This window comes from Mucilaginibacter sp. P4_C11 (assembly GCF_056402115.1).
Genome location: NZ_JBFUIA010000010.1, coordinates 69705 through 89800, shown reverse-complemented (window position 1 = coordinate 89800; position 20096 = coordinate 69705). Strand labels below are relative to the sequence as shown.

Annotated in this window: 15 protein-coding genes; 2 read left to right on the top strand and 13 right to left on the bottom strand. The window is 41.6% G+C overall.

The genetic code is table 11. The annotated features are described in order from the left end of the window. Positions 1-23: 23 nt before the first annotated feature. From AC1DU2_RS11240 to AC1DU2_RS11230, 3 genes are all read right to left on the bottom strand, one after another. Positions 24-1133 (bottom strand): efflux RND transporter periplasmic adaptor subunit, encoded by a 1110-nt coding sequence (locus tag AC1DU2_RS11240; protein ID WP_477364157.1) that lies wholly within the window; start codon positions 1131-1133, stop codon positions 24-26. A gap of 32 nt (positions 1134-1165) precedes the next feature. Then, a complete protein-coding gene (locus AC1DU2_RS11235; RefSeq protein ID WP_477384420.1) occupies positions 1166-2581 on the bottom strand; it encodes a TolC family protein in 1416 nt (471 codons plus the stop codon). A gap of 87 nt (positions 2582-2668) precedes the next feature. Next, positions 2669-3280: a TetR/AcrR family transcriptional regulator gene (locus AC1DU2_RS11230; RefSeq protein ID WP_477364150.1), complete on the bottom strand. Its 612-nt coding sequence runs from the start codon at positions 3278-3280 to the stop codon at positions 2669-2671. 259 nt (positions 3281-3539) lie between these two features. On the opposite strand from AC1DU2_RS11230, the gene purB reads away from it, so the two are divergent. Further along, positions 3540-4886 (top strand): adenylosuccinate lyase, encoded by a 1347-nt coding sequence (gene purB, locus AC1DU2_RS11225; RefSeq protein ID WP_477384418.1) that lies wholly within the window; start codon positions 3540-3542, stop codon positions 4884-4886. Positions 4887-4989: 103 nt separating this feature from the next. Here purB and AC1DU2_RS11220 read toward each other — a convergent pair whose 3' ends face one another. Both AC1DU2_RS11220 and AC1DU2_RS11215 read right to left on the bottom strand, forming a co-directional pair. Then, complete coding sequence (locus AC1DU2_RS11220) at positions 4990-6642, bottom strand: UxaA family hydrolase (RefSeq protein WP_477384416.1); 1653 nt, start codon at positions 6640-6642, stop codon at positions 4990-4992. 30 nt (positions 6643-6672) lie between these two features. Beyond that, positions 6673-8142, bottom strand: a complete 1470-nt coding sequence (locus AC1DU2_RS11215; protein WP_477384414.1) for a tagaturonate reductase — start codon at positions 8140-8142, stop codon at positions 6673-6675. 463 nt (positions 8143-8605) lie between these two features. On the opposite strand from AC1DU2_RS11215, the gene AC1DU2_RS11210 reads away from it, so the two are divergent. Further along, entirely contained in the window at positions 8606-9637 is a 1032-nt protein-coding gene (locus AC1DU2_RS11210; RefSeq protein WP_477384412.1) for a LacI family DNA-binding transcriptional regulator, read from the top strand. 118 nt (positions 9638-9755) lie between these two features. Here the strand turns inward: AC1DU2_RS11210 and AC1DU2_RS11205 are convergent, their stop codons facing one another. The 8 genes from AC1DU2_RS11205 to AC1DU2_RS11170 form a co-directional block, all read right to left on the bottom strand. After that, positions 9756-11096 carry an OmpA family protein gene (locus AC1DU2_RS11205; protein ID WP_477364136.1) on the bottom strand — a complete coding sequence of 447 codons (1341 nt, stop codon included), beginning with the start codon at positions 11094-11096 and terminating at the stop codon, positions 9756-9758. A 684-nt stretch (positions 11097-11780) separates the two neighbouring features. Next, positions 11781-12341 carry a DUF4199 domain-containing protein gene (locus AC1DU2_RS11200; RefSeq protein WP_477384410.1) on the bottom strand — a complete coding sequence of 187 codons (561 nt, stop codon included), beginning with the start codon at positions 12339-12341 and terminating at the stop codon, positions 11781-11783. Between the two features lie 180 nt (positions 12342-12521). Continuing rightward, complete coding sequence (locus AC1DU2_RS11195; RefSeq protein ID WP_477384408.1) at positions 12522-13118, bottom strand: DUF4199 domain-containing protein; 597 nt, start codon at positions 13116-13118, stop codon at positions 12522-12524. A 30-nt stretch (positions 13119-13148) separates the two neighbouring features. Then, positions 13149-13817, bottom strand: coding sequence for a hypothetical protein (locus AC1DU2_RS11190; protein ID WP_147051962.1), 669 nt, complete (start codon positions 13815-13817; stop codon positions 13149-13151). Positions 13818-13823: 6 nt separating this feature from the next. Beyond that, complete coding sequence (locus AC1DU2_RS11185; RefSeq protein WP_477384405.1) at positions 13824-15074, bottom strand: dihydroorotase; 1251 nt, start codon at positions 15072-15074, stop codon at positions 13824-13826. A 28-nt stretch (positions 15075-15102) separates the two neighbouring features. Beyond that, positions 15103-17151, bottom strand: a complete 2049-nt coding sequence (locus AC1DU2_RS11180) for a BatA domain-containing protein (protein ID WP_477384403.1) — start codon at positions 17149-17151, stop codon at positions 15103-15105. Positions 17152-17304: 153 nt separating this feature from the next. Further along, positions 17305-18726, bottom strand: a complete 1422-nt coding sequence (locus AC1DU2_RS11175; protein WP_477364117.1) for an alpha-L-fucosidase — start codon at positions 18724-18726, stop codon at positions 17305-17307. Between the two features lie 117 nt (positions 18727-18843). Continuing rightward, positions 18844-19947, bottom strand: a complete 1104-nt coding sequence (locus tag AC1DU2_RS11170; RefSeq protein ID WP_477384401.1) for a twin-arginine translocation signal domain-containing protein — start codon at positions 19945-19947, stop codon at positions 18844-18846. Positions 19948-20096 lie beyond the last annotated feature (149 nt).

Here is a 20096-nt window from a genome sequence, read left to right as displayed (position 1 = left end):
TTGACAGATCAAATGATTAATATTTAATTAGCAGAATTTAAAACTTTGATCTTATCGCCGTCTTCGATATCCGTTGCACCTTCGGTAATCAATTGATCGCCGGCCTTTAAACCTGATAATATTTCTGTTTGGCCACCATAGGTGCTGCCCGATTTTACATTAACCCGTTTGGCAACGCCATTGGCATTTAACAATACATAGTCACCTTCTTCTGATTTTTGAATAGCCTTCACAGGTATTGCAATAGTGTTTGCCTTGTTGTAGTTGGCAATTTGAATGATGGCGGTCATGTTAGGGCGTAAGGTTTTACGCACAGGCAATTTAATCTCGACACCGAAACTGCGCGAGCTGGGGTCAATAACTTTAGCTGCAAAAGTTACTTTAGTAACCAGTGAATCATTTGCATCAGGTACCAGTATCTTTACTTCGTTACCAGTGCTTACACTTCCTGAGTAAGACTCAGGCACATCAGCTTTAACCTTTAATACATCGGCATTAACAATACGGATACCATTTTGGCCTGGGCTGGCAACCTGGCCCAGTTTAAGGTCCATTTGATCTATACTACCGCTTATTGGCGATACAATGCGAAAATAAGCCGACTGTTTCTTCAATGCATCTAAAGCTTTTTTACTGCCTTGCAAATTGGCCTGTGCCTGTAAAAACTGAACTTCGGTGCCTATCTTTTGATCCCAAAGATTTTTCTGGCGATCAAACAAAGTTTGATTTAAACTAACCTGCGTTTCGCTCTGTGCTATATTTTGCATCATTACACTGTTATCCAGTTGGACAAGTGTTTGACCTTTACTTACATGATCGCCTGTTTTCACAAAAATACCGGTAATAGTACCAGCAGTTTGCGGGTAAGCTGTTACGTTATCCTGTGCATCTATTTTACCTTGTATTTGCACATAATTGGTAAACGTACCGGTCTTTATAGCAACAACACTTACATCGGTAGTTTTACCCGAATCGGCGCCACCCACTTCGGCCTGTAGTTTAACAACTTTGGCGTTTATTTCGGCTTGTTGTTTTTGCAAATCAGCAAGCTCGGTTTTTTTATCTTTTGGTTTGCTGGTGCAGGCTGCAACCAAAAGAACTAATGCAGCCGGTATGTATAATATTTTTTTCATGTCGTTTTTATATAGTGAGTTTAGTTTGTGTTTTATTGAATACGTCCGTATGCCTGGTCAAGGTCAACCTTGCTTACCAGCGCGTCATATAATCCTTGTATATATTTGTTATCAGCATCTTCAAGGGCGGTTTGTGCCTGTGTAACCTCGATGCTTGAGCCTACCCCTTGCTGGTATTTTATTTTGGAAACCCTTAAAACTTCCTGAGCCAAAGTTTGGTTGGCCTTTTGATTGTTTAAGGATTGCAAACCATTAATGAAAGTAATACGGGCCTGATTGGCTTGCAGGCTCAACTGATTTTTAAGATTATATAAATCGTTTCTTGATTTTAACAGTGTAATTTGCGTTTGCCTAACCTGGTTAATGCGTTGCCCGCCATTATAGATTGGGATGCTTAAACTTAAACCGAAATAGGTTGATGGGTAGCTCGCACTATATAATTTGCTAAAATCGTTGTTTTGATAAGTAATTGCTGTACTACCGTTTAACGATAAAGAAGGAAGGAAGGCAGATTTTCTGCGTTTTAAATCAAGTTCATTTAATTTAACGTTAGTTTCTGACAAATTATACTCAATTCTTTTATGGTAAAAAGCGGTGTCTGATGTTACGCTTGCATCGGCAATGCTACTATCTATATTGATATCTTCAAGTTTATCCTTAAGTACTAATTCGCTTTCAATGGGCATTCCCATCTGAAATTTCAAAACCTGATAGTTTAATACCAACATCCGTAAAACATTTTCTCGATTGGTAATCAAATTGTTATATTGAACAGTAATCCGGTCTACATCAATTTTTTCTACAAAACCTTGCTTGTTTTGTGCAACCGTTTGGTCCAATTGCTGCTTAAGCTGTGTGATGTTGGCATCTAAAAGTATTATTTGCCTGTTACTTACCAAAACCTGGTAATATGCTTTAGTAACTGCTACAGATGCGTCTATTTTAGTACTGACTAAGCTTCGTACAGAAAGTTCCTTATAAGTTTTCGATGCTTTCAATCCTACTAAATAACTTCCGTCAAATATTATCTGGTTTAAAGTTAAACCCAAGTTGCTGTTATATTTCTGGTAAATACTGAAATTAACATCAGGAAATGTTTTGGCCTCTATTTGGTTACCTTTCCCGTCCTTCACACCTTCCTGATGTAACACAGCATACAAGCCATTTAAAGAGTTAGGAAACAAAATAGATGGTGTTTTCAAGTAATCCTGAAAAGATGCCGATGCAGCAATCTGCGGCAAACCTATTCCTGTTGTTTCCTTTATCTTATACTCCGCGCTTTTAATATCCAGGCCCGCATTTACTACCGCAGTTTGATGCTCGTGGGCATAATTTATACACTCCTGAACGCTAAAATTAAAGGTCTGATTATTAGGTGGCGTTTCCTGGGCATAGCTTTTAAAGGCTACGGCACCCAAAAATGTGGCCGTAAAAAGTAAATATTTCATTGTATATATAGTTGTTTGGTGATTTTTCATCTATTATGCCTCAAATATCCAGGCTGATTATGACAGCCTTATGTCAGCAGTGTTAAATTAATCTTCTTTAATATTCCTGTACTGGTTTAAAAGTTTGTACCCCTTAAGGGTACAAATGCCATAATTAAAATGGTCTAAAAACTGCACCTGCACTTTCCAGGTATTAAATTCGGCTACCGGGAATATGGTAGTGTTAAACCCAAGCTCTACCGTATTCACCCGCATACGGGCTACTATTTTGGGGTCAATCTCGGGCCTTATATAACCTTGTTTAATTCCTTTGGTCAACAACTCCTCCAACGTACTAATCAAAACCTCCGATTTAAATTGCTGAAAAACCTTCCATGCATCAGGATGATACTTTTGCATATCATGAATTACTATCGGGTTGATGCGTGAAAACATATCCTCAGAGCATTTGGTCATGTTGATCATTTCCTCAATCACGTTAGAAGATTTATTGATGAACTCAATCATCTGCTCTTCATCTTCCTTCAGCTTTTTGGTTACCAATGCTGTTACCAGCTCGTTTTTATCCTTAAAAAATTGGTATATCGTTTTTTTCGACATACCCAGGTGCCTGGCTATATCGTCCATGGTTACGCTCTTGATACCTGCTTTTAAAAACAGCTCTTCGCCCCCTTCGATTATTCTTTCTATTTGACTCATTGACTTTCCGGGTCAAAACTAAGGAAACATTTTTTGATTTCAAAGTTTCCAAACGAAATGACTTTTTTCAGACAAACATTACAGATGTGCAGATTTCAAATTCCAGATGTCAAATAACTGCTACATATTTTGATACGACTATCGAGAATTTTAAAATAGGACACCGTTTCAGAAATTTGCACACCTGAAATTTGCACATCTGCACATCTAATATCATCTGCGCATCTAAATGCTTATCTTTGCAAAAAATTATATTTCAATGAACTTTTCTCCGCTTTCTGCAATTTCGCCAATTGATGGCCGTTATCGAAACACCACCGCCGAACTTGCCGATTACTTTTCTGAATACGCCCTGATCAAATACCGTGTATTTGTCGAGATTGAGTATTTTATCGCATTGGTTGAATATCCTTTGCCTCAGTTACAGGGTTTTGATGTTAATCTGGTAGAAAAGTTACGCGATATTTATAAAAACTTTACCGAAGCGGATGCCCAAAGCATCAAAGAGATTGAGAAAATTACTAACCACGACGTGAAAGCTGTGGAATATTTTATCAAAAATGAGTTTGATAGATTAGGCGGTTTAGATGCTTTTAAAGAGTTTATCCATTTTGGTTTAACATCTCAGGATATCAACAATACTGCTATCCCCTACACCTTTAAGCTTGCTATAAACAATACCTACTACCCTGCCATTAGCCAGCTAATTAATACATTAAAAGGTTATGCTGCCGATTGGAAAAACATCCCATTGTTGGCGCATACACACGGACAACCAGCTTCGCCAACAAGACTTGGCAAAGAGATTGAGGTTTTTGTAGAGCGGCTTGAAGGCCAGCTGGAGATTTTAAAATCAGTAAAATACTCAGCCAAATTTGGGGGCGCTACGGGCAATTTCAACGCGCACCATGTTGCTTACCCCGCTAAGGATTGGAAAGCTTTCGGAAATCATTTTGTGAATGACGTATTAGGATTGAGCCGGTCGCAGTTTACTACCCAGATTGAGCATTACGATAACTTTGCAGCCCAATGCGATGCTTTAAAACGGATTAACAATATCCTGATTGACCTTGACCGTGACATGTGGACTTACATATCCATGAATTACTTTAAGCAAAAAATAAAAGCAGGCGAAGTAGGCTCGTCGGCTATGCCACATAAAGTTAATCCTATTGATTTTGAGAACTCGGAGGGTAACTTAGGTATCGCAAACGCGCTATTTGAACACCTGGCTGCTAAGTTACCGATATCGAGGTTGCAACGCGACTTAACCGATTCGACAGTATTGCGCAATATCGGCGTCCCTGTAGCTCATACTTTAATCGCCATAAAATCGACCGTTAAAGGTTTAAACAAACTATTACTTAACCAGGACGCCATAACTGCCGACCTGGAAGCAAACTGGCCGGTAGTTGCCGAAGCTATCCAAACCATATTAAGGCGCGAAAGCTACCCTAATCCATACGAAGCACTAAAAGACCTTACCCGCACCAATCAGCAGATAAACGCACAAACTATTGCAGAGTTTGTGGACAGGTTGGATGTGACAGATAATGTGAAAGATGAATTGAAAAAGATTACGCCTTTGAACTATACTGGGATTTAGCCCTATGTCACGAGTAACTACCCGCTTAAGCGGGGTAGTTACTCCAGCATGACGGGTGGGCATATACTTCATTATAAGTTTAAAAACATTTAACAAATTATACCTATAAGGATACGCCCCTTTTCCAGGGAATAAAATCGTCCTGGCCATGCCTTACCGCGCTTACTTCAATTTCGCCGCTTGCCACTTTAATTACGTAGTCCAGGATCCTTTCTCCTGCCTGTTCAATGGTTTCATCGCCTTCTACTATCGTACCTGTATTAATGTCGATGATATCGCTCATCCGGTTAAATAAGGTGGTGTTTGTGGCTATCTTAACAACAGGAACTATCGGGTTGCCGGTTGGCGTACCCAAACCGGTTGTAAATAAAACTATATTAGCCCCCGAACCTACTTCGGCTGTGGTTGATTCCACATCATTACCGGGGGTACACAGCAAATTTAAACCGGGCCTGGTAACTTTTTCAGGATAATCAAGCACATCTGCCACCGGTGATGTACCGCCCTTTTTTGCAGCTCCGGCGGATTTGATGGCATCGGTTATTAAACCATCTTTTATATTGCCCGGCGATGGGTTCATGTAAAAGCCAGAGCCTGCTTCTTCGGCACGCTGGCTATAGCTACTTACCAGGCTGGCAAAACGTTCGGCATCATTTTTATCCAAACAACGGTCAATCAGGTTTTGTTCAACACCGCATAGTTCAGGAAACTCGGCCAGGATAACCGAACCGCCCAGTGCCACCAGCACATCTGAGGTGTAACCAATTGCAGGGTTTGCCGAAATGCCCGAAAAACCATCAGAGCCCCCGCATTCCAGCCCTATAACAAGCTTACTTAACGGCGCCGGCTTACGAACGTTTGTATTGGCCTGCATTAGGCCGGCTAAAGTTTGCCGGATGGCCAGTTCCATCAGATCGGCCTCTTTCCCGGTTTTTTGCTGATCCAGTATGTACAATGGCTTATTAAAGTTTGGCGAGCGTCTACTGATCTCTTCCTGCAACGTCTTCACCTCGGCATTCTGGCATCCCAGGCTTAATACTGTAGCGCCTGCCACATTAGGATGGGTAATATAACCTGCCAGTAAACCGCACAAGGTAGTTGAATCTTGCCGTGTGCCTCCACAACCGCCGGTATGCGATAAAAACTTGATACCGTCAACATTCGGAAACAGCTTGTTGCCCGTTGCCTGGGCTGTATCTCCGTCAATTTCGGTATACAATACTTCATTAATCTCTCTGCCGGCTTTAATCATGCCTATCAACTGCCGGGCCTTTATCTCGTAAGTTTTCTTTCGTCCGTAACCCAAGGGTTTTACCAACGCTTCCTGCAATACTTCAATATTGCGATTCTCGCAGAACACCATTGGTACAACCAGCCAGTAATTGGCCGTGCCCACACTACCATCCTCCCGGTGATAGCCGTTAAATGTTTGGCTTTGCCATTTGCTTACATCTGGCTTGTGCCAGTCGGTATGGCTGGTGCCGGTTAAAAAGCTGTTGGCCGCGTGTACTACATTACCGGTAGATAACAAACCACCAACTGGGATAGGGCTTTGCGCTTTACCTACTAAAACTCCGTACATGATAATTTCGCCGCCTTCCGGAATATCCGTAACGGCAAATTTATGTTTTGCCGGAATAAAGTCAGTTACTGTATAAGTATCGCCTTTATATTCGACATTTTCACCAGCTTTTAAATCAACCAGGGCTACCAGTACATTATCGGCAGGATGTACTTTTATAATTCGTTGTTTCATCGTTTTAATTTTAATTGTACGGCGATGTCTTTATCCTCTGTTAATGCGGTTAAATTGTTCTGTCACCGCTTCGGTAAAACCTGGTAAAATGTCTAAGTCGGCATCCCACAGGTCTTTATTTTTTAATATATTTTGAATTACAGCATCGATATCCGGGTTTTCCCAAATCTTTGCAAAATAGGTAGCCTGGCTATCTGTAACTTTATATTCCTCATTGTTGATGGTACCGATATATTGCCCTTCATCACCTGCTTCAACATGCATAAAACGGATAAAGGCTGCAAAGCCAAGCGCCATACATACCGGAGCTGCATTTTTTAATTTATAATAGTTTAATAATAACGGAATAACCCGCATTTTAATTTTGGTGGAGTATTGCACCGAGATACTTAACCACTCATGCCGGATATACGGATTGCGGAACCTATCCAACACCTTGTTTCCAAAATCGGCGGCTACTTCATCGTCAATTTCATAGGGGATGGCCGGCCTTATCTCATCAAATACCAGCTGCGTGATAAACTTTGTAAACTGCACATCGCCCATTGCATCTTTAACCGTTTTAAATCCCGATAGGTAAGCAAAAGCACAGCACAAGGTATGTGTACCATTCAGCAGCCTTAACTTTAACTCTCTGAATAATTCAATATCAGGTGTTATTACCACACCTTCATCCACCTGGCCAAATGATAATACTTCTTTTATTTTATCATCGCCCTCTATGGCCCACAAGCTATAGGTTTCGGCCATAATGCCAAGATTATCGGTATAGCCATTCTTGCTCTCCAATTCATCTTTCGATGCACTATCCGGCCGACCAGGCACAATCCTGTCAACCAATGAATTACAGAAACTATTACTACTTTCCAGCCAATCCATAAAGTCGGGCTCCAATTTGTTTAGATGGGCCAATTCTAATATAATGGCCTCCAGTTTTTTACCGTTATCAACAATAAGCTCGGTTGGAATAATTACCAGGCCACTATCGGCACTGCCTTTAAAGGCCATATAACGCTCATACAAAACAGCCAATAGTTTGCCCGGAAATGAAGCCGGCGGGTGTTTACGTACATCTTCTTTTACCAGCTTAATGCCCACTTCGGTGGTGTTTGATATGATCACTTTTAATTTGGGGTTCCTGGCAACGTCCAAAATCTCGTCCCACTCATTAGCTGCAGAAAGCACCCTGCTTATGGCCGACGAAATTACCTGCTCGCTTACCTGTTGGCCGTTAACAATCCCTTTTGAGTAAATGGTGTATAAATTATCCTGCTTGTCAAAATCATCAACCGTCCCGGTATCCGTGGACTTGACGACCACTACCCTTCCATTAAAAACCCCTGCCCTGTTGGCCTTATCAATATAGTAATCAGGCAACCCCCTTAATAATACGCCGGTGCCAAATTGCAGTACTTTTTCCGGCAGTTCAAAAAGATGCTCAGCCGGTAGTTCAATTGCAGTTTTGTTTATTCTTTTAAGGTTATACTTTGAAAGTATCATGTTTTGTTTGATTGGGGTATTTATAATTTATTTTTGTTTTTATAAAGTGTGATCGGTCACCCGGCGTACCAGGTCATTTGCAGCGTTAAAATTTTCGAATTCCGACGCAGCTTCCGGCCATCTACTTATTCGTTGTAAAACCAGGGGCGGCCTGCGGCATATACTGCGTTCTTGCCGTATTTAAAGGCCGGTAAAAGTTAAACGCAGTATAATTCTATTTAGATCAATGCTGCTGACTGCGAGATTTTAAATCTTAAACAAGATTAATGGCTCTCGGCTATAAAAAAAAACATTTGACCAACTAAAACCACGCAATCGTTCCCAGTAACGTTTGCGTAATTTTTGAAGACATGGGTGAACACGACAAAATCCCGGTTTTTACGATAACTTAGTGGTAAAATAATTTCTTAATATTTGCAAACGTTTGATCTTGCTGTAATTTGCACGATCAGAGAACCAAATTATGTTTGAATCTTATACCATTAAGGACATTGCAAAGGCTTTGGGTGTTTCAACATCCACAGTATCAAGGGCATTAAAGGGCAGCTACGAAATTGGCGCTGAAACCAAAAAACTTGTCCAGGAATATGCAGAGAAAGTGAATTACCGCCCTAACCCTATAGCCTTAAGTTTGAAAGATCAAAAAAGCCATTCTATTGGTGTTGTGGTGTGCGAGGTAGCCAATGACTATTTCTCGCAGGCCATTAATGGAATCGAGTCTATTGCGTATAACCTTGGTTACCATGTTATTATTACACAAACCCACGAATCTTTTGACAGGGAAACAGTTAACGTACAGCATTTGCTTTCAAGGCATGTTGATGGGTTACTTGTTTCCTTATCTGCCCAAACAACCGATACATCGCAGTATAAATATCTTCATGAAAAAGGCTTCCCTATTGTATTTTTTGACAGAATAGCCGCAGATATTAATACACATAGGGTAGTTGCTGATAATTTTAAGGGAGCATTTAATGCTACGGAGCTTTTGATAAAATCTGGGTTTAACAAAATAGCGCACCTAACCAATTCAAATAACTTATCAATTACGGTTGAAAGACTTAATGGTTTTAAATCGGCCCTGGATAAGCACGGCATCGAATTTAAACCTGGCTATTTAAAAAATTGTGAGCATGGCGGGATGATTTATGATGAAATTGAATTTGCTGTAACAGCTTTGTTAGCTATGGATGACCGGCCCGAAGCCATTTTTATTGGCAGCGATAGGTTGACCATTAATTGTATGTCGATTTTAAAAAAACTGGGGGTAAAAGTACCGGATGATTTGGCCCTGGCCGGCTTTACCAATTCGGATGTTGTTGATTTATTTGATCCGCCGCTCACGGTAGTCCGCCAGCCTGCATTCCAGATAGGACAAAAAGCGACTGAACTACTTATAAAAACCATTGAAAGCAAATGGCCGGTTGAAGAATTCACAACCGAGCGAGTAGATACGCAGTTAATTGAAAGATTATCGTCGCAAAAATTAAAATAAGCAGTATTCTTTTACGTCCGATTAATAATCGTTAGGCCTTAATTTAAAGAAATTTGTTAAACGCAAAAAAGCCCCGGGTTATCCGGGGCTTTCGCAAATAATATTTTATTAAAGATTATTACTTTTTGAACTGAACGCGACGGTTTAATACACGACCATCTTCTGTTGAGTTATCAGCAATTGGCTGAGTTTCGCCATAGCCTTTAATTTTTACTTTCTTGGCATCAACACCAGAGTTAACCAGGTAAGTTTTTACCGAATTAGCACGATCTTTTGATAAAGAAAGATTGTGAGCAGCTGTGCCCTCAGATGAAGCAAAGCCATCAACCTCAACTTTAGCACCAGATGCACGCAAATCGGCAGATGTAGCATCTAATACAGGGTAAGATGAAGTGCGCAATACCGAACTGTCAAATTCAAACTGGATGTTTGAGTAAGCGGTACCAACCACTTTGCCACCACCCAACGTTGAATCTGGTTTAGGGAATACGATAACGCAACCAGAACCATCAACTACACTGCCTGCGGCGGTACCTGGGCATTTGTCAAACTGATCAGCAACACCATCGCCATCTGAATCTTTTTTCAGGTCGCTAACCGCAGTTTCAACATTGGTTACACGGCCTTTTAAAGCTTCAACTTCCTGGCGTAAGGCTGCATCGTACAATTCGTCATACATTTGTGCAACCGGGTTAACCCATGTTAAGTTTTGTTTTGATTTAGGGCCAAAAGTATACTCTAAACCACCATAGGTATAAGAGTAATGGCTAAACTGCGGATAGGTATGAATACCACCAAAGTTGTAACCTTGTACAAAGCTAACGGTGTAACCTAAATTTAAGGCTACCGCGTCAGACAGTCTGAACTTTACACCAACGCCAACCGGAGCAAATAGTTCTTTTACTGTTTTATCGCCAAAAGGCAAAGTGTTAACAACGCCGGCGTCGGTTGTATTTTCTTTAATTTTGTACAAGTCTAAACCTAAACCTGCAGAGCCATAAAAGTTAACACTGTTTTTACGATGCAGGAAGCTAACGCTTGCGATGTTAAATACAGCACTAAGCGCCGCCGAATTAAACGAAGTTTTGTATCCGGTGTAACCAAACTTCGGTTTACCTTCTTCATCAACGCCTGTTACTTTACCACCTAAATAATCCAATTGTAAGCTAAAGGTGTGAGATAGTTGTTGCCTTAAATATACACCATAACCCAAATCAGCTTTAAACTTGTTGGTAGTGTTAATGGTAAACGGAACAAGCCCATCAGTGATACCGGCGCTAACGCCAATACTGAATGTGTTGTACTGGCCAATACCACCAAATACCTTGGCAGTAGAAGTCTCAGAAGACATTGTAGTAGTTGCTGTTTTGGTGGAATCGGTTTGAGCAGTAGCCATACCTACAACCATCAAAGACGCAAATGATAATGCGACTGTTTTCTTTAATGTAGAGTAATTCATAGTTGTTTTGTTGTTGTTTTTTAGGGCGTTATAAAAGCCTTTATAATCACCTATAACTTAAAAAAAAGCAAATTGTTTCGACAAATGAAAATTGTTTTATAGTTATGAAATTAAAATAATCAATTGGTTGAATTCTCCTTTAGATACCCGACCAATTACACTTACCATCTTCGCTTTCAATTTACTTCTTTTGCTCTTTTACAAAAAGAACGCCAAAAAACAAAAAGACGCGCTCTTGGATTCAAACTTCCGATACATCAACAAAGGATCATTCGGGAAAACGAGGTTGATTTAGTCAAAAAAAATAAGCCGCCGGCGAAAAACAGCAAATCACTGAACTGTTATTTTTATTTTAAGTACATAAACTGTCTATATTAGGATACAATATTAGCATACAGTCGAACGACTTGCTTTGGATCTATGCAATTTTGTATAGCACTTAACCGGGCTTAGGCAGAACATTAAAAATCATTTGTACGTTATATCAAAACGGCTCCAAAAAAACCGGTATAATAACCGGCGCTTTTATGTTGCTAACAAACGTTTACCTAATCACGATAATAAGCCCTGTCTGCATTACCCGCGATACACCACAATAGCATTCTGCATAGCCGGGAAAGCAAAACAGGCCTTTCTTTTTCAGAAAAGGCCTGTTGAATTGTTATAAGATCAGTTGGCATTATATTACACAGTTGAATCGAGCGGCTGTGGTTCATCATACCCGGCATTCAGAAACGGAGGGCGCTCTTTTTTGAATATGGCCGCAGTAATAAGTGCGATGATGACTCCCATAATTATAGTACCTATCAAGCCAAAAACAGCCATAATTCCAGGTTTCATGAATTTACGTGTCATGGACATGGCTGTATCAATTTGATCCTGGGACATATTTTTTGCTTGTAATTGTGCCTCTGACGATGCAAGTATTTTTTCAAGCATTTCGGGACTTAGCACAGCAAAGTACAGGTAAGTGAAAATAGCAGCGAGTATCCCCATAAAAACGGAGTATAACAGCCCGGCCTGAAACCCCTCACCATACGTTAAATAACCTCCAAGCTGATTGCGATATTCTTTTTGCGAAAGGCATAAAAACGCAATAAATGGGATATAGCTTATCCATCTTAATTTTGAGTTAGGGTCGATATTCGATAAATCGAAGGCGTAAGTAAGTATTATTGATGTTACTACGCCAATCAACGCCCATTTTATTGCGGGGGCAGATGGGCTGGCTTTTTTTACTTCCATGAGATTATAGGTTTATTTTTTGTTTCCCTAAATTAACTAATATTTTAGAAATCTGGTACGCTGCTCCACATTTATTTGATATGCATGCCGGAAACTTCAGTTGCTGTATTGATTATAGTACAAATTAAAACAGGCCTTCCCGGATAAGGAAAGGCCTGTAAAGTCATATCTAATTATTAGTTACACTGCCGTGCTGCCTGTTCCCGTGCTATAAACTTGTTGTTCATTTTTAAAAAATGCAGCAAAAACCAGGGCTAACACAAACAGAAATATAATAGTTATACCAAATGACTGAATTTGCTGCCCTATGGTGATGCTTTTTTCACCTTCTAAAGCCTTTTTCATATCGCTTATTTTAGCATCCACATCCTTGGCGTTTGCCGGGTTTTCTACCTTAAGTTTATTTAGCGCGTTTATCATCGCAGCTTCAGTTTTCTGAACCATATCGGGCTCTATTACTTTCGCAAAAATATTGCCTTTAACAATGAACACTACGAGGTAGGAAGCAAAAAACATGATAAAGATACCTGTAATAGCCTGCCGCACGTTCCAGGCCCCTCCTATTTTTTTCCGGAGACCCATACAAAACAAAATGGCTATCCCTATTGGCAACACATATGAAAACAGCACCGAACCGATGGTTACTGTAACAGCCGTTTTTGCCACCAGTATCATAAAATAAAAATAAACGATGCTTACAACCGATAACACAACCCCCAAAATCAACCCGTTGATTAATCCTTGTACTTTTATTTTTTTATTTATCTCTTCGTTCATGCTTACATGTAATTAAGGCAACCGAACTGCCTATTGAAAATTGATCAGGATCTCTAAAACAGCCATATCGAAATCAGCTTCCAATGCGTTTTCGGCTATAATAGCCTTTGCCTCCGGCGATGGATCTATATTTTGAAAAAAGCACATTACCGGGTAAAACAGTTCGGCCAGTTCAGAATCTTCGGGCAAGCTGTTGGCTACATTTGCTATTTCTTCTACCGGGCTTTCCATCAATATCTGGTTAGCTATAATAGGCTCATAAATACGGTATTCGTCCTGGAACTCGTCTTCATCAACCAATAAAAACTCTTTCAAATAGTCTTCCAGCTCGGGCTCAATGTCCTCGTCTTCACACTCGTTCAGGTACAAGAGCAGGTTTAACAGCTCGGTACCCCGGTCAAGCGTTTGTTCTTCAATATCTTCCCACTCCGGGGTATCCAGGTAATCCTCTTCCAGTTTTTTAACATCGGCGCTAAAAAAGTTGATCATTAACAGATCAAAAAACACCTCGCGCAACACCTCAACCTGTGGGTTATTGTCAAATACTTCGTCCAAAGCGTCAACCTTGGTCAGGAAATCTTCGTCGGAAATAAAAACATCACCGAAATCGCCGGTTAATACGGTTGCATCAAAGCTGTTATATTTAGAAAATGCCTCTAAGGCAGCCTGGAAGGCCGTTTCTATTTTTGGATCGATCATATTTTTCTATTTAGATATTTGTTTGTTGTTATAGGTTAACAGCACTTTTCCTTTTAAAGTATCGCCAATAAAAGGCGAGTTTATTGATTTTGACACATTGCTTTTGCTGTTATACTGCCACTCTGCATCAATGTCAAAAAGCACCAGGTTGGCCTTTTCACCTTCGGCTATTACAGGCACATCAATGCCAAGTATCTCGCGCGGATTAATGGCCAGTTTTTCTACCAGCACTTCAACAGGCAAACCTGCCTTAAGAGCCAGCGGCAATGCCGTTTGAAAACCAACCATGCCATAAGCCGCTACCTCAAACTCCACATCTTTAAATTCAATTTCGTGCGGCGTATGCTGCGATACGATAGCATCAATAGTGCCATCTTTTAAGCCCTTTATCAGGGCTTTTACATCATCTTTGGTGCGCAGGGGTGGCTTTACCTTGTATTGGCTATCAAAGCCTAACAAGGCTTCATCCGTAAGTATTAAATGGTGTGCAGCAACATCGCAGGTAACCTCGAGGCCTTTGCGTTTGGCTTCGCGGATAAGCTCGACAGAGCGGGCTGTCGATATGGTACTGAAGTGTATTTTAGATACCGTGTATTCGGCCAGGTAAAGGTCGCGGGCAATCATCAGCTCTTCGGCAAGCGACGGAATCCCTTTCATTCCCAGCAAGGTACTAATTTCGCCTTCATTCACTTTGGCTTTGCCTGCTATCGCGGTATCTTCGGGGTACGAAAACACCATCGCATCAAAACCTTGCGCATACAGTAAAGCACGTTCCATCAAACCGGCGTCCTGTACGGGGCGGTTACCATCGGTAAAAGCTTTGGCACCACTCAGGTACATATCATACATTTCGGCAAGGTCTTTCCCCTCGCGCTTGTGTGATATGGTGCCTAAGGGATAAACATCTACCAGATTCCCTCTCGACCGGTTAATCAGATATTCTACCTCGGCTTTAGAGTGTACCGGGTTTGCAGTATTTGGCATCATGGCCAGGCCGGTAAAGCCACCTGCGGCGGCTGCCTGTGTACCAGATTTAATATCTTCTTTGGTTTCCAATCCCAACTCGCCAATATTGCAGTTTAAATCGAAAAAACCTGGTGATACATATTTGCCTTCGCCTTCAAACAACATGGCGTCGGCTTCAATATCATCGGCAATGCGGGTAATAAGTCCATTTTCAATTAAAATATCGGCAACTTGTTGGTGAAAGGGTGATCCGGGATCAAGGATAGTGGCAGATTTGATAAGCAAATTCATTAGCACTGCTTTAAGGGATTTTTGTTGATTAAACCGGCTGTTTTACCACCGGAACACCGGGTTTAAAATACCTGATGAGCACAATTTCGGCAGCCAGAAAAATCAATGCCAAAATTATACAAAGTTTCCATAATTGCATGCCTAAATTTGCTTCGGCAACAATACCTTTTAATGAGGCGTTACCGCCTGTAATTAAGGCGCTTGACTTTGGCATAATTTGTTTTAACGCCGCAGCGTCGAGATAACTCATATCCGATTCGCTCCTGTTATCATTAAAAGCCAGTGTAGCCAGTGTGCTATCCTGCTTTTTCAAAGTGTAAATTCCCGGCTCATGCAATTGATCCGAAACATACAACAACGTGCTCCCCTCCTGCTGCCTTACATCAGGTATGGTGCTTTGGTCGCCCCTGCTTAATTTAAGCAATTGTTTCTCGGCAATTTGCACCGGCGGAATTTCCAAAGTTTCATCCTGCCCCAAAGTGTAAAACAATGGCAGGTCATGACCACTCAGCAAAGCTATCCTGAACAATATGGGTACAAAAAGCGCATGGCGCGGCAGGTTGCTAAATTCTTCATCTAACGGCACTGCAGCTACATACACCTTACCCCTGCCGCTGTTATATCCGGCCCAAAAAGTTTCGCCCCCGGTTAGCGTCATCAGGTTATCTGCAACGCCATGGGCAGCGCTTAACCGGAAATATTTTTTAGCAACGGGCAAATCGGGATTTTGAGGAAAACTTTCAAATACACCCTTAAATACCGGGCTTTGCCGGTTAAGGCCGAATACCTTGTTTGTCTGGGTAATCAGTTTTTCCGGGTAGGCGGCGTTCATCCCCTGCAGGAACGACCGGTAATTAGCAAGATCAGCATTGGTCGAGGGAAAAACTACCAGGGTTCCACCTTTTGAAACGTAAGTTTTTAGTTGCTGTGCCAACCCGGTAGATATTGCTTTAACGTCGCTTATAACAATTATGGGATAAGCGCTTAACGCAGCGTAATCCACATTACCATCGGGTACGTGCACGGTTTTAAAAAAAGGATCGGCTGCAAAAACAGCTTTCAGGTATAGGTCTGGTGTTCCGGCATCAATCAGCAAAACCGGCATCTGTTGTGCCACGTTAAAACTGAAATAAAACTTATTATCAAAGGTGATTGGGTTATCCTGTAATTGCACTTCGCCCTGCTGCCAGCCCGCCTGCAAACCCATAAACGACAACGTATCATTTTGTACAGACCGTGCTGCCACAGTATAGCTGCCTAAAGCTTTTTGTGCACCGTTAATTAATACTTTTAAAGGAATTTTCTCCGCTTTTTCATCGGCATAATTGTGCAGCCGTACTACCAGCTTTTCACTTTCGCCCGGGCGATGGACAGCACTGAGCAACCAAACAGAATCAACCGCGATATTGGGTAAATTACCGGCCCTCAGCTGAATAAGACTATAAGCGATACTGCTATCCGTTTTCAGCGGCTTAGCGGCCATGTTTTTTTGCAGATCGGATATAACATAGGCAGATTTTGCAGCGCCAGGCTGGGTTAACAGTAAACTTTGCTGCCTGCTTACTATTTGCTGTAAACTACGGCTTTGCGCGCTAATTTTTACCTGGTCTACCGCATCATTAAACTCGTCGCGGTTGAGCAAGCGTTGATGCTTGCCCTCAAAATCCTGCGTAAGCAGCTGAAAGCGATCATTTATATTATATGCGGATGCTATCTCTTTAGCTTTTTGCCTGGCATCATCCAGTAATGAACCCTCGCGGTTAAGGGTTTCCATAGAATATGAATTGTCTACAAAAACACTTACCACATTTTGCCTGCCTGCAATACCTGAATTTTGCCCGGGAATAAACGGCCTTGCGAATGCCAAAACCAAAAATGTTAATGCCAGCAGCCTTGATGCCAATATCAACCGCTCTTTCAAATTGCGGCGGGACGACTGCTGCTCCTGGATTTCTTTTAAAAACTGAACATTGCTAAAATTAACCTTCTGAAACTTACGAAAGTTGAACAGGTGAATAATTACCGGGATGGCTAACGTTAGCAATGCAAATAAAAAAGCCGGATAGATGAAGTGCATTTTTTGGGATTACAGATTTCAGATGTGCAAATATGCAGATTATTCTTTTCATGTCATTGCGGGTACCCATCAGGTTTACCTGATGGGTACCCGCAATGACATAGAAGTTATCCCCCAATCTGCACATCTGTAATCTGAAATCTCCCCATCTGCCTACAGCTTCGGTTCATTATAAACCTGGAACTCGGCTATGCTTGGGGCTTCGTCGTAAGTTTGGATAGACATGCGCACTTTGTCGCCCTTTACCGGGGCAAAGCGGTTTACTTTAACGCGGCTAAGATTTTCGCCTTCAAATAAAGTTTTCCAGGTGGTACCGTCAAGGTATTCCAGCTTGTATTTTTTAATATTGGGTTTGCGTTCAAATACCACCACGGTATTAAAAGCCTGGCCCGGTTTTAAGGTAACCTCGTACCAGGGATTTTTAACCCTTGGGTTTGATTGCCACACAGTGGAAAAATCATCATCGTTGGCAAAATCCATAATTTCAGAGTCGTCGCTCCAGCTTGAGTTGGCCGGTGCATGCTTGGCCAGGTTATGCGATACAATAGGCGGGCCTGTTTCGCCTAATTTGCCTACCGGGCCTTCATTTTTCCATAGCTGCCCTATTTGCTTTAAACCGGCAAGCGCGTTATCGTCCATCAAACCATCAGTATTTGGCGCTACGTTCAGTATAAAATTACAGCTTGCATTATTAAGCGGGATCAAAGTTTCGTTCACAAACTTATTTACATCGCGGATTGGCGTTGTTGGGAAATCTGTTTTCCAAAACCAGTTAGCCTGGATAGGCAAGCATGCTAAAGCCGGCATTTTATTGGTTTCTTTTGATAAACGCTGGCCGGCACCCATTTCATAGGTTTTGATATCGGTGTAATATAAACCATCGCCAGGGTATTTGGCGCCGTTTAAATCCATCATCAGGCAGTTTGGCTGTAACGATTTAACCAGTTGATAAATCTCCTGGAAAGGAACATCGTCATAAGAAATTCTTGACCATGGTGCATCCCAGCCATCAATAATCAGGGCTTCTATCGGGCCGTAGTTGGTAAGTAACTCGGTGATCTGTTTTTTGATCATTTCGATATGCCTTGGCTGTATCATGTTGGGGCGCAGCTTGTGGTGAGTATCCAAAATAGAATAATACAACATTACTTTTAAACCCTGGTCGCGAAAAGCCTTAACATACTCTTTAACAACATCCCGCTTTAACGGGCTGTTCATTACATTGTAATCGGTGCTTTTGGTATCCCAGATACAAAAGCCGCTGTGGTGCTTGGTTGTTAAGCAACCATAGCTCATATTGGCCGATTTTGCTGCTTTTGCCCATTGCACACAATCCAGTTTTTTAGGGTTAAATTCTGATGCAGGTGTTTCAGGATCGGGCCAGTCGGCATTTTCGTAAGTCGGGATATTAAAGTGAATGAACATACCGAAGCGCAGGTCGACGAATTTTTGCTGCAATACCGACAATGGTTGCTGCGTTTTTGAAATGCCCTGGGCATTTACGTTGGTTACACTTAAAATAAGCGCACAACAAAAAACCAGCAACAGTTTTGTTTTGATAGTAATGTTAATCATAGCAGATAGAATGTTTATTAATTAAGGTGTTTGTAAACAGCTAAGTTTGTGAAAAACGGCCAACTAAAAATAAATTCATATTGGCATATTATTCAACTATATTAACACCTGCCCATCCTATACCCTGGTTAATTTAACCGGAGCTGTATGATAAGCATTCCACTGGCATACATAAACATTTTTATCCTCATCAACACACACATCGTGCCCGTGCTGAAAAATGCGGCCTGGCGCTTGTAAAGTAGGCTGTAAAACACCGTTCTTGTACACAGGYGCGGCACCGCCGGGGTTTGAGATCACTTTATTTTCTTTATCCAATATGGTTACAAAGCCCGAGAAGTCAAACCTGTTGCCGCCGGCATCTTTACTCCAGCAAACACCCGCGTAAATATTTTGGTCGTTAATTACCGCCCGGCAAACGTACATACCCGGCATATCAATGCGTTTTATGAATTTACCATCCATAGTAAATATTTTAAAGCAGTTTTCCTCGCGGGAGGTACAAACCAGCGTTGGGTTATTCTTGTCCCGTGTATCAACCGTGATGCCGTGGGCATTCACCAGGTTATGATCCTTATTGGTGTTGTTATGCCCGCCAAAATGACGAATATACTGCCCCTTGCTATCGTAATGTATAATATAGTCAGACCCATAACCATCGGCCACATAAATATCGCCGTTGGGTGCTACCGCGGTTTCTGTTGGTTTAAAAGGCTCATTGTCTTTATAAACACCAATGGTGCGTGGGTGCCCGATAGCAAATATCAGCTTGCCATCAACCGTGGTTTTTAACACCTGCCCCGATTGACCGTACGAGTTACCTGTTTTATCAACCGCCCAGCCGCAATCGGTAAGCAGCAGAAAATCTTCGCCCCCTTCCTTGCTGATGGTTAGCCCATGGCCGCCCGGCAAAGCCGTACCCCAATAGTCAAGCAATTTGCCCGATTTATCAAAAATAAGAATGTTATTTTGGGTATGATCGCCCAGCATAATTAACCGGCCTTTACTATCCTGAACCATTTCGTGGCAATTGGCCAGCGGGTGGCTGTTTACACTAATCTTGGCCCAACCTTTATCGGCTTTGTAAGTATAGCCACCCTGGCCTATGGTTTGGTCGTCGGGTTTAAGGTCCTTATGTAGGATAGCAAAACTATTTACCGGTGCGGCGGCCACCAATGCTGAAGCCACAGCGGTGTTTTTTATAAAATCTCTTCTTTCCATAATGTAATAATAATATCAAGTAGTCAGTATCAAGTATCAAGGCAGCTGCGGAACGTGGCCACCTTTTCAATGGCTGTTCAATTGGTTAAAACAGGTTCTAATATCAGATTTATTTTGGTATTTGTACATACAATTGAAAGATACTTTCA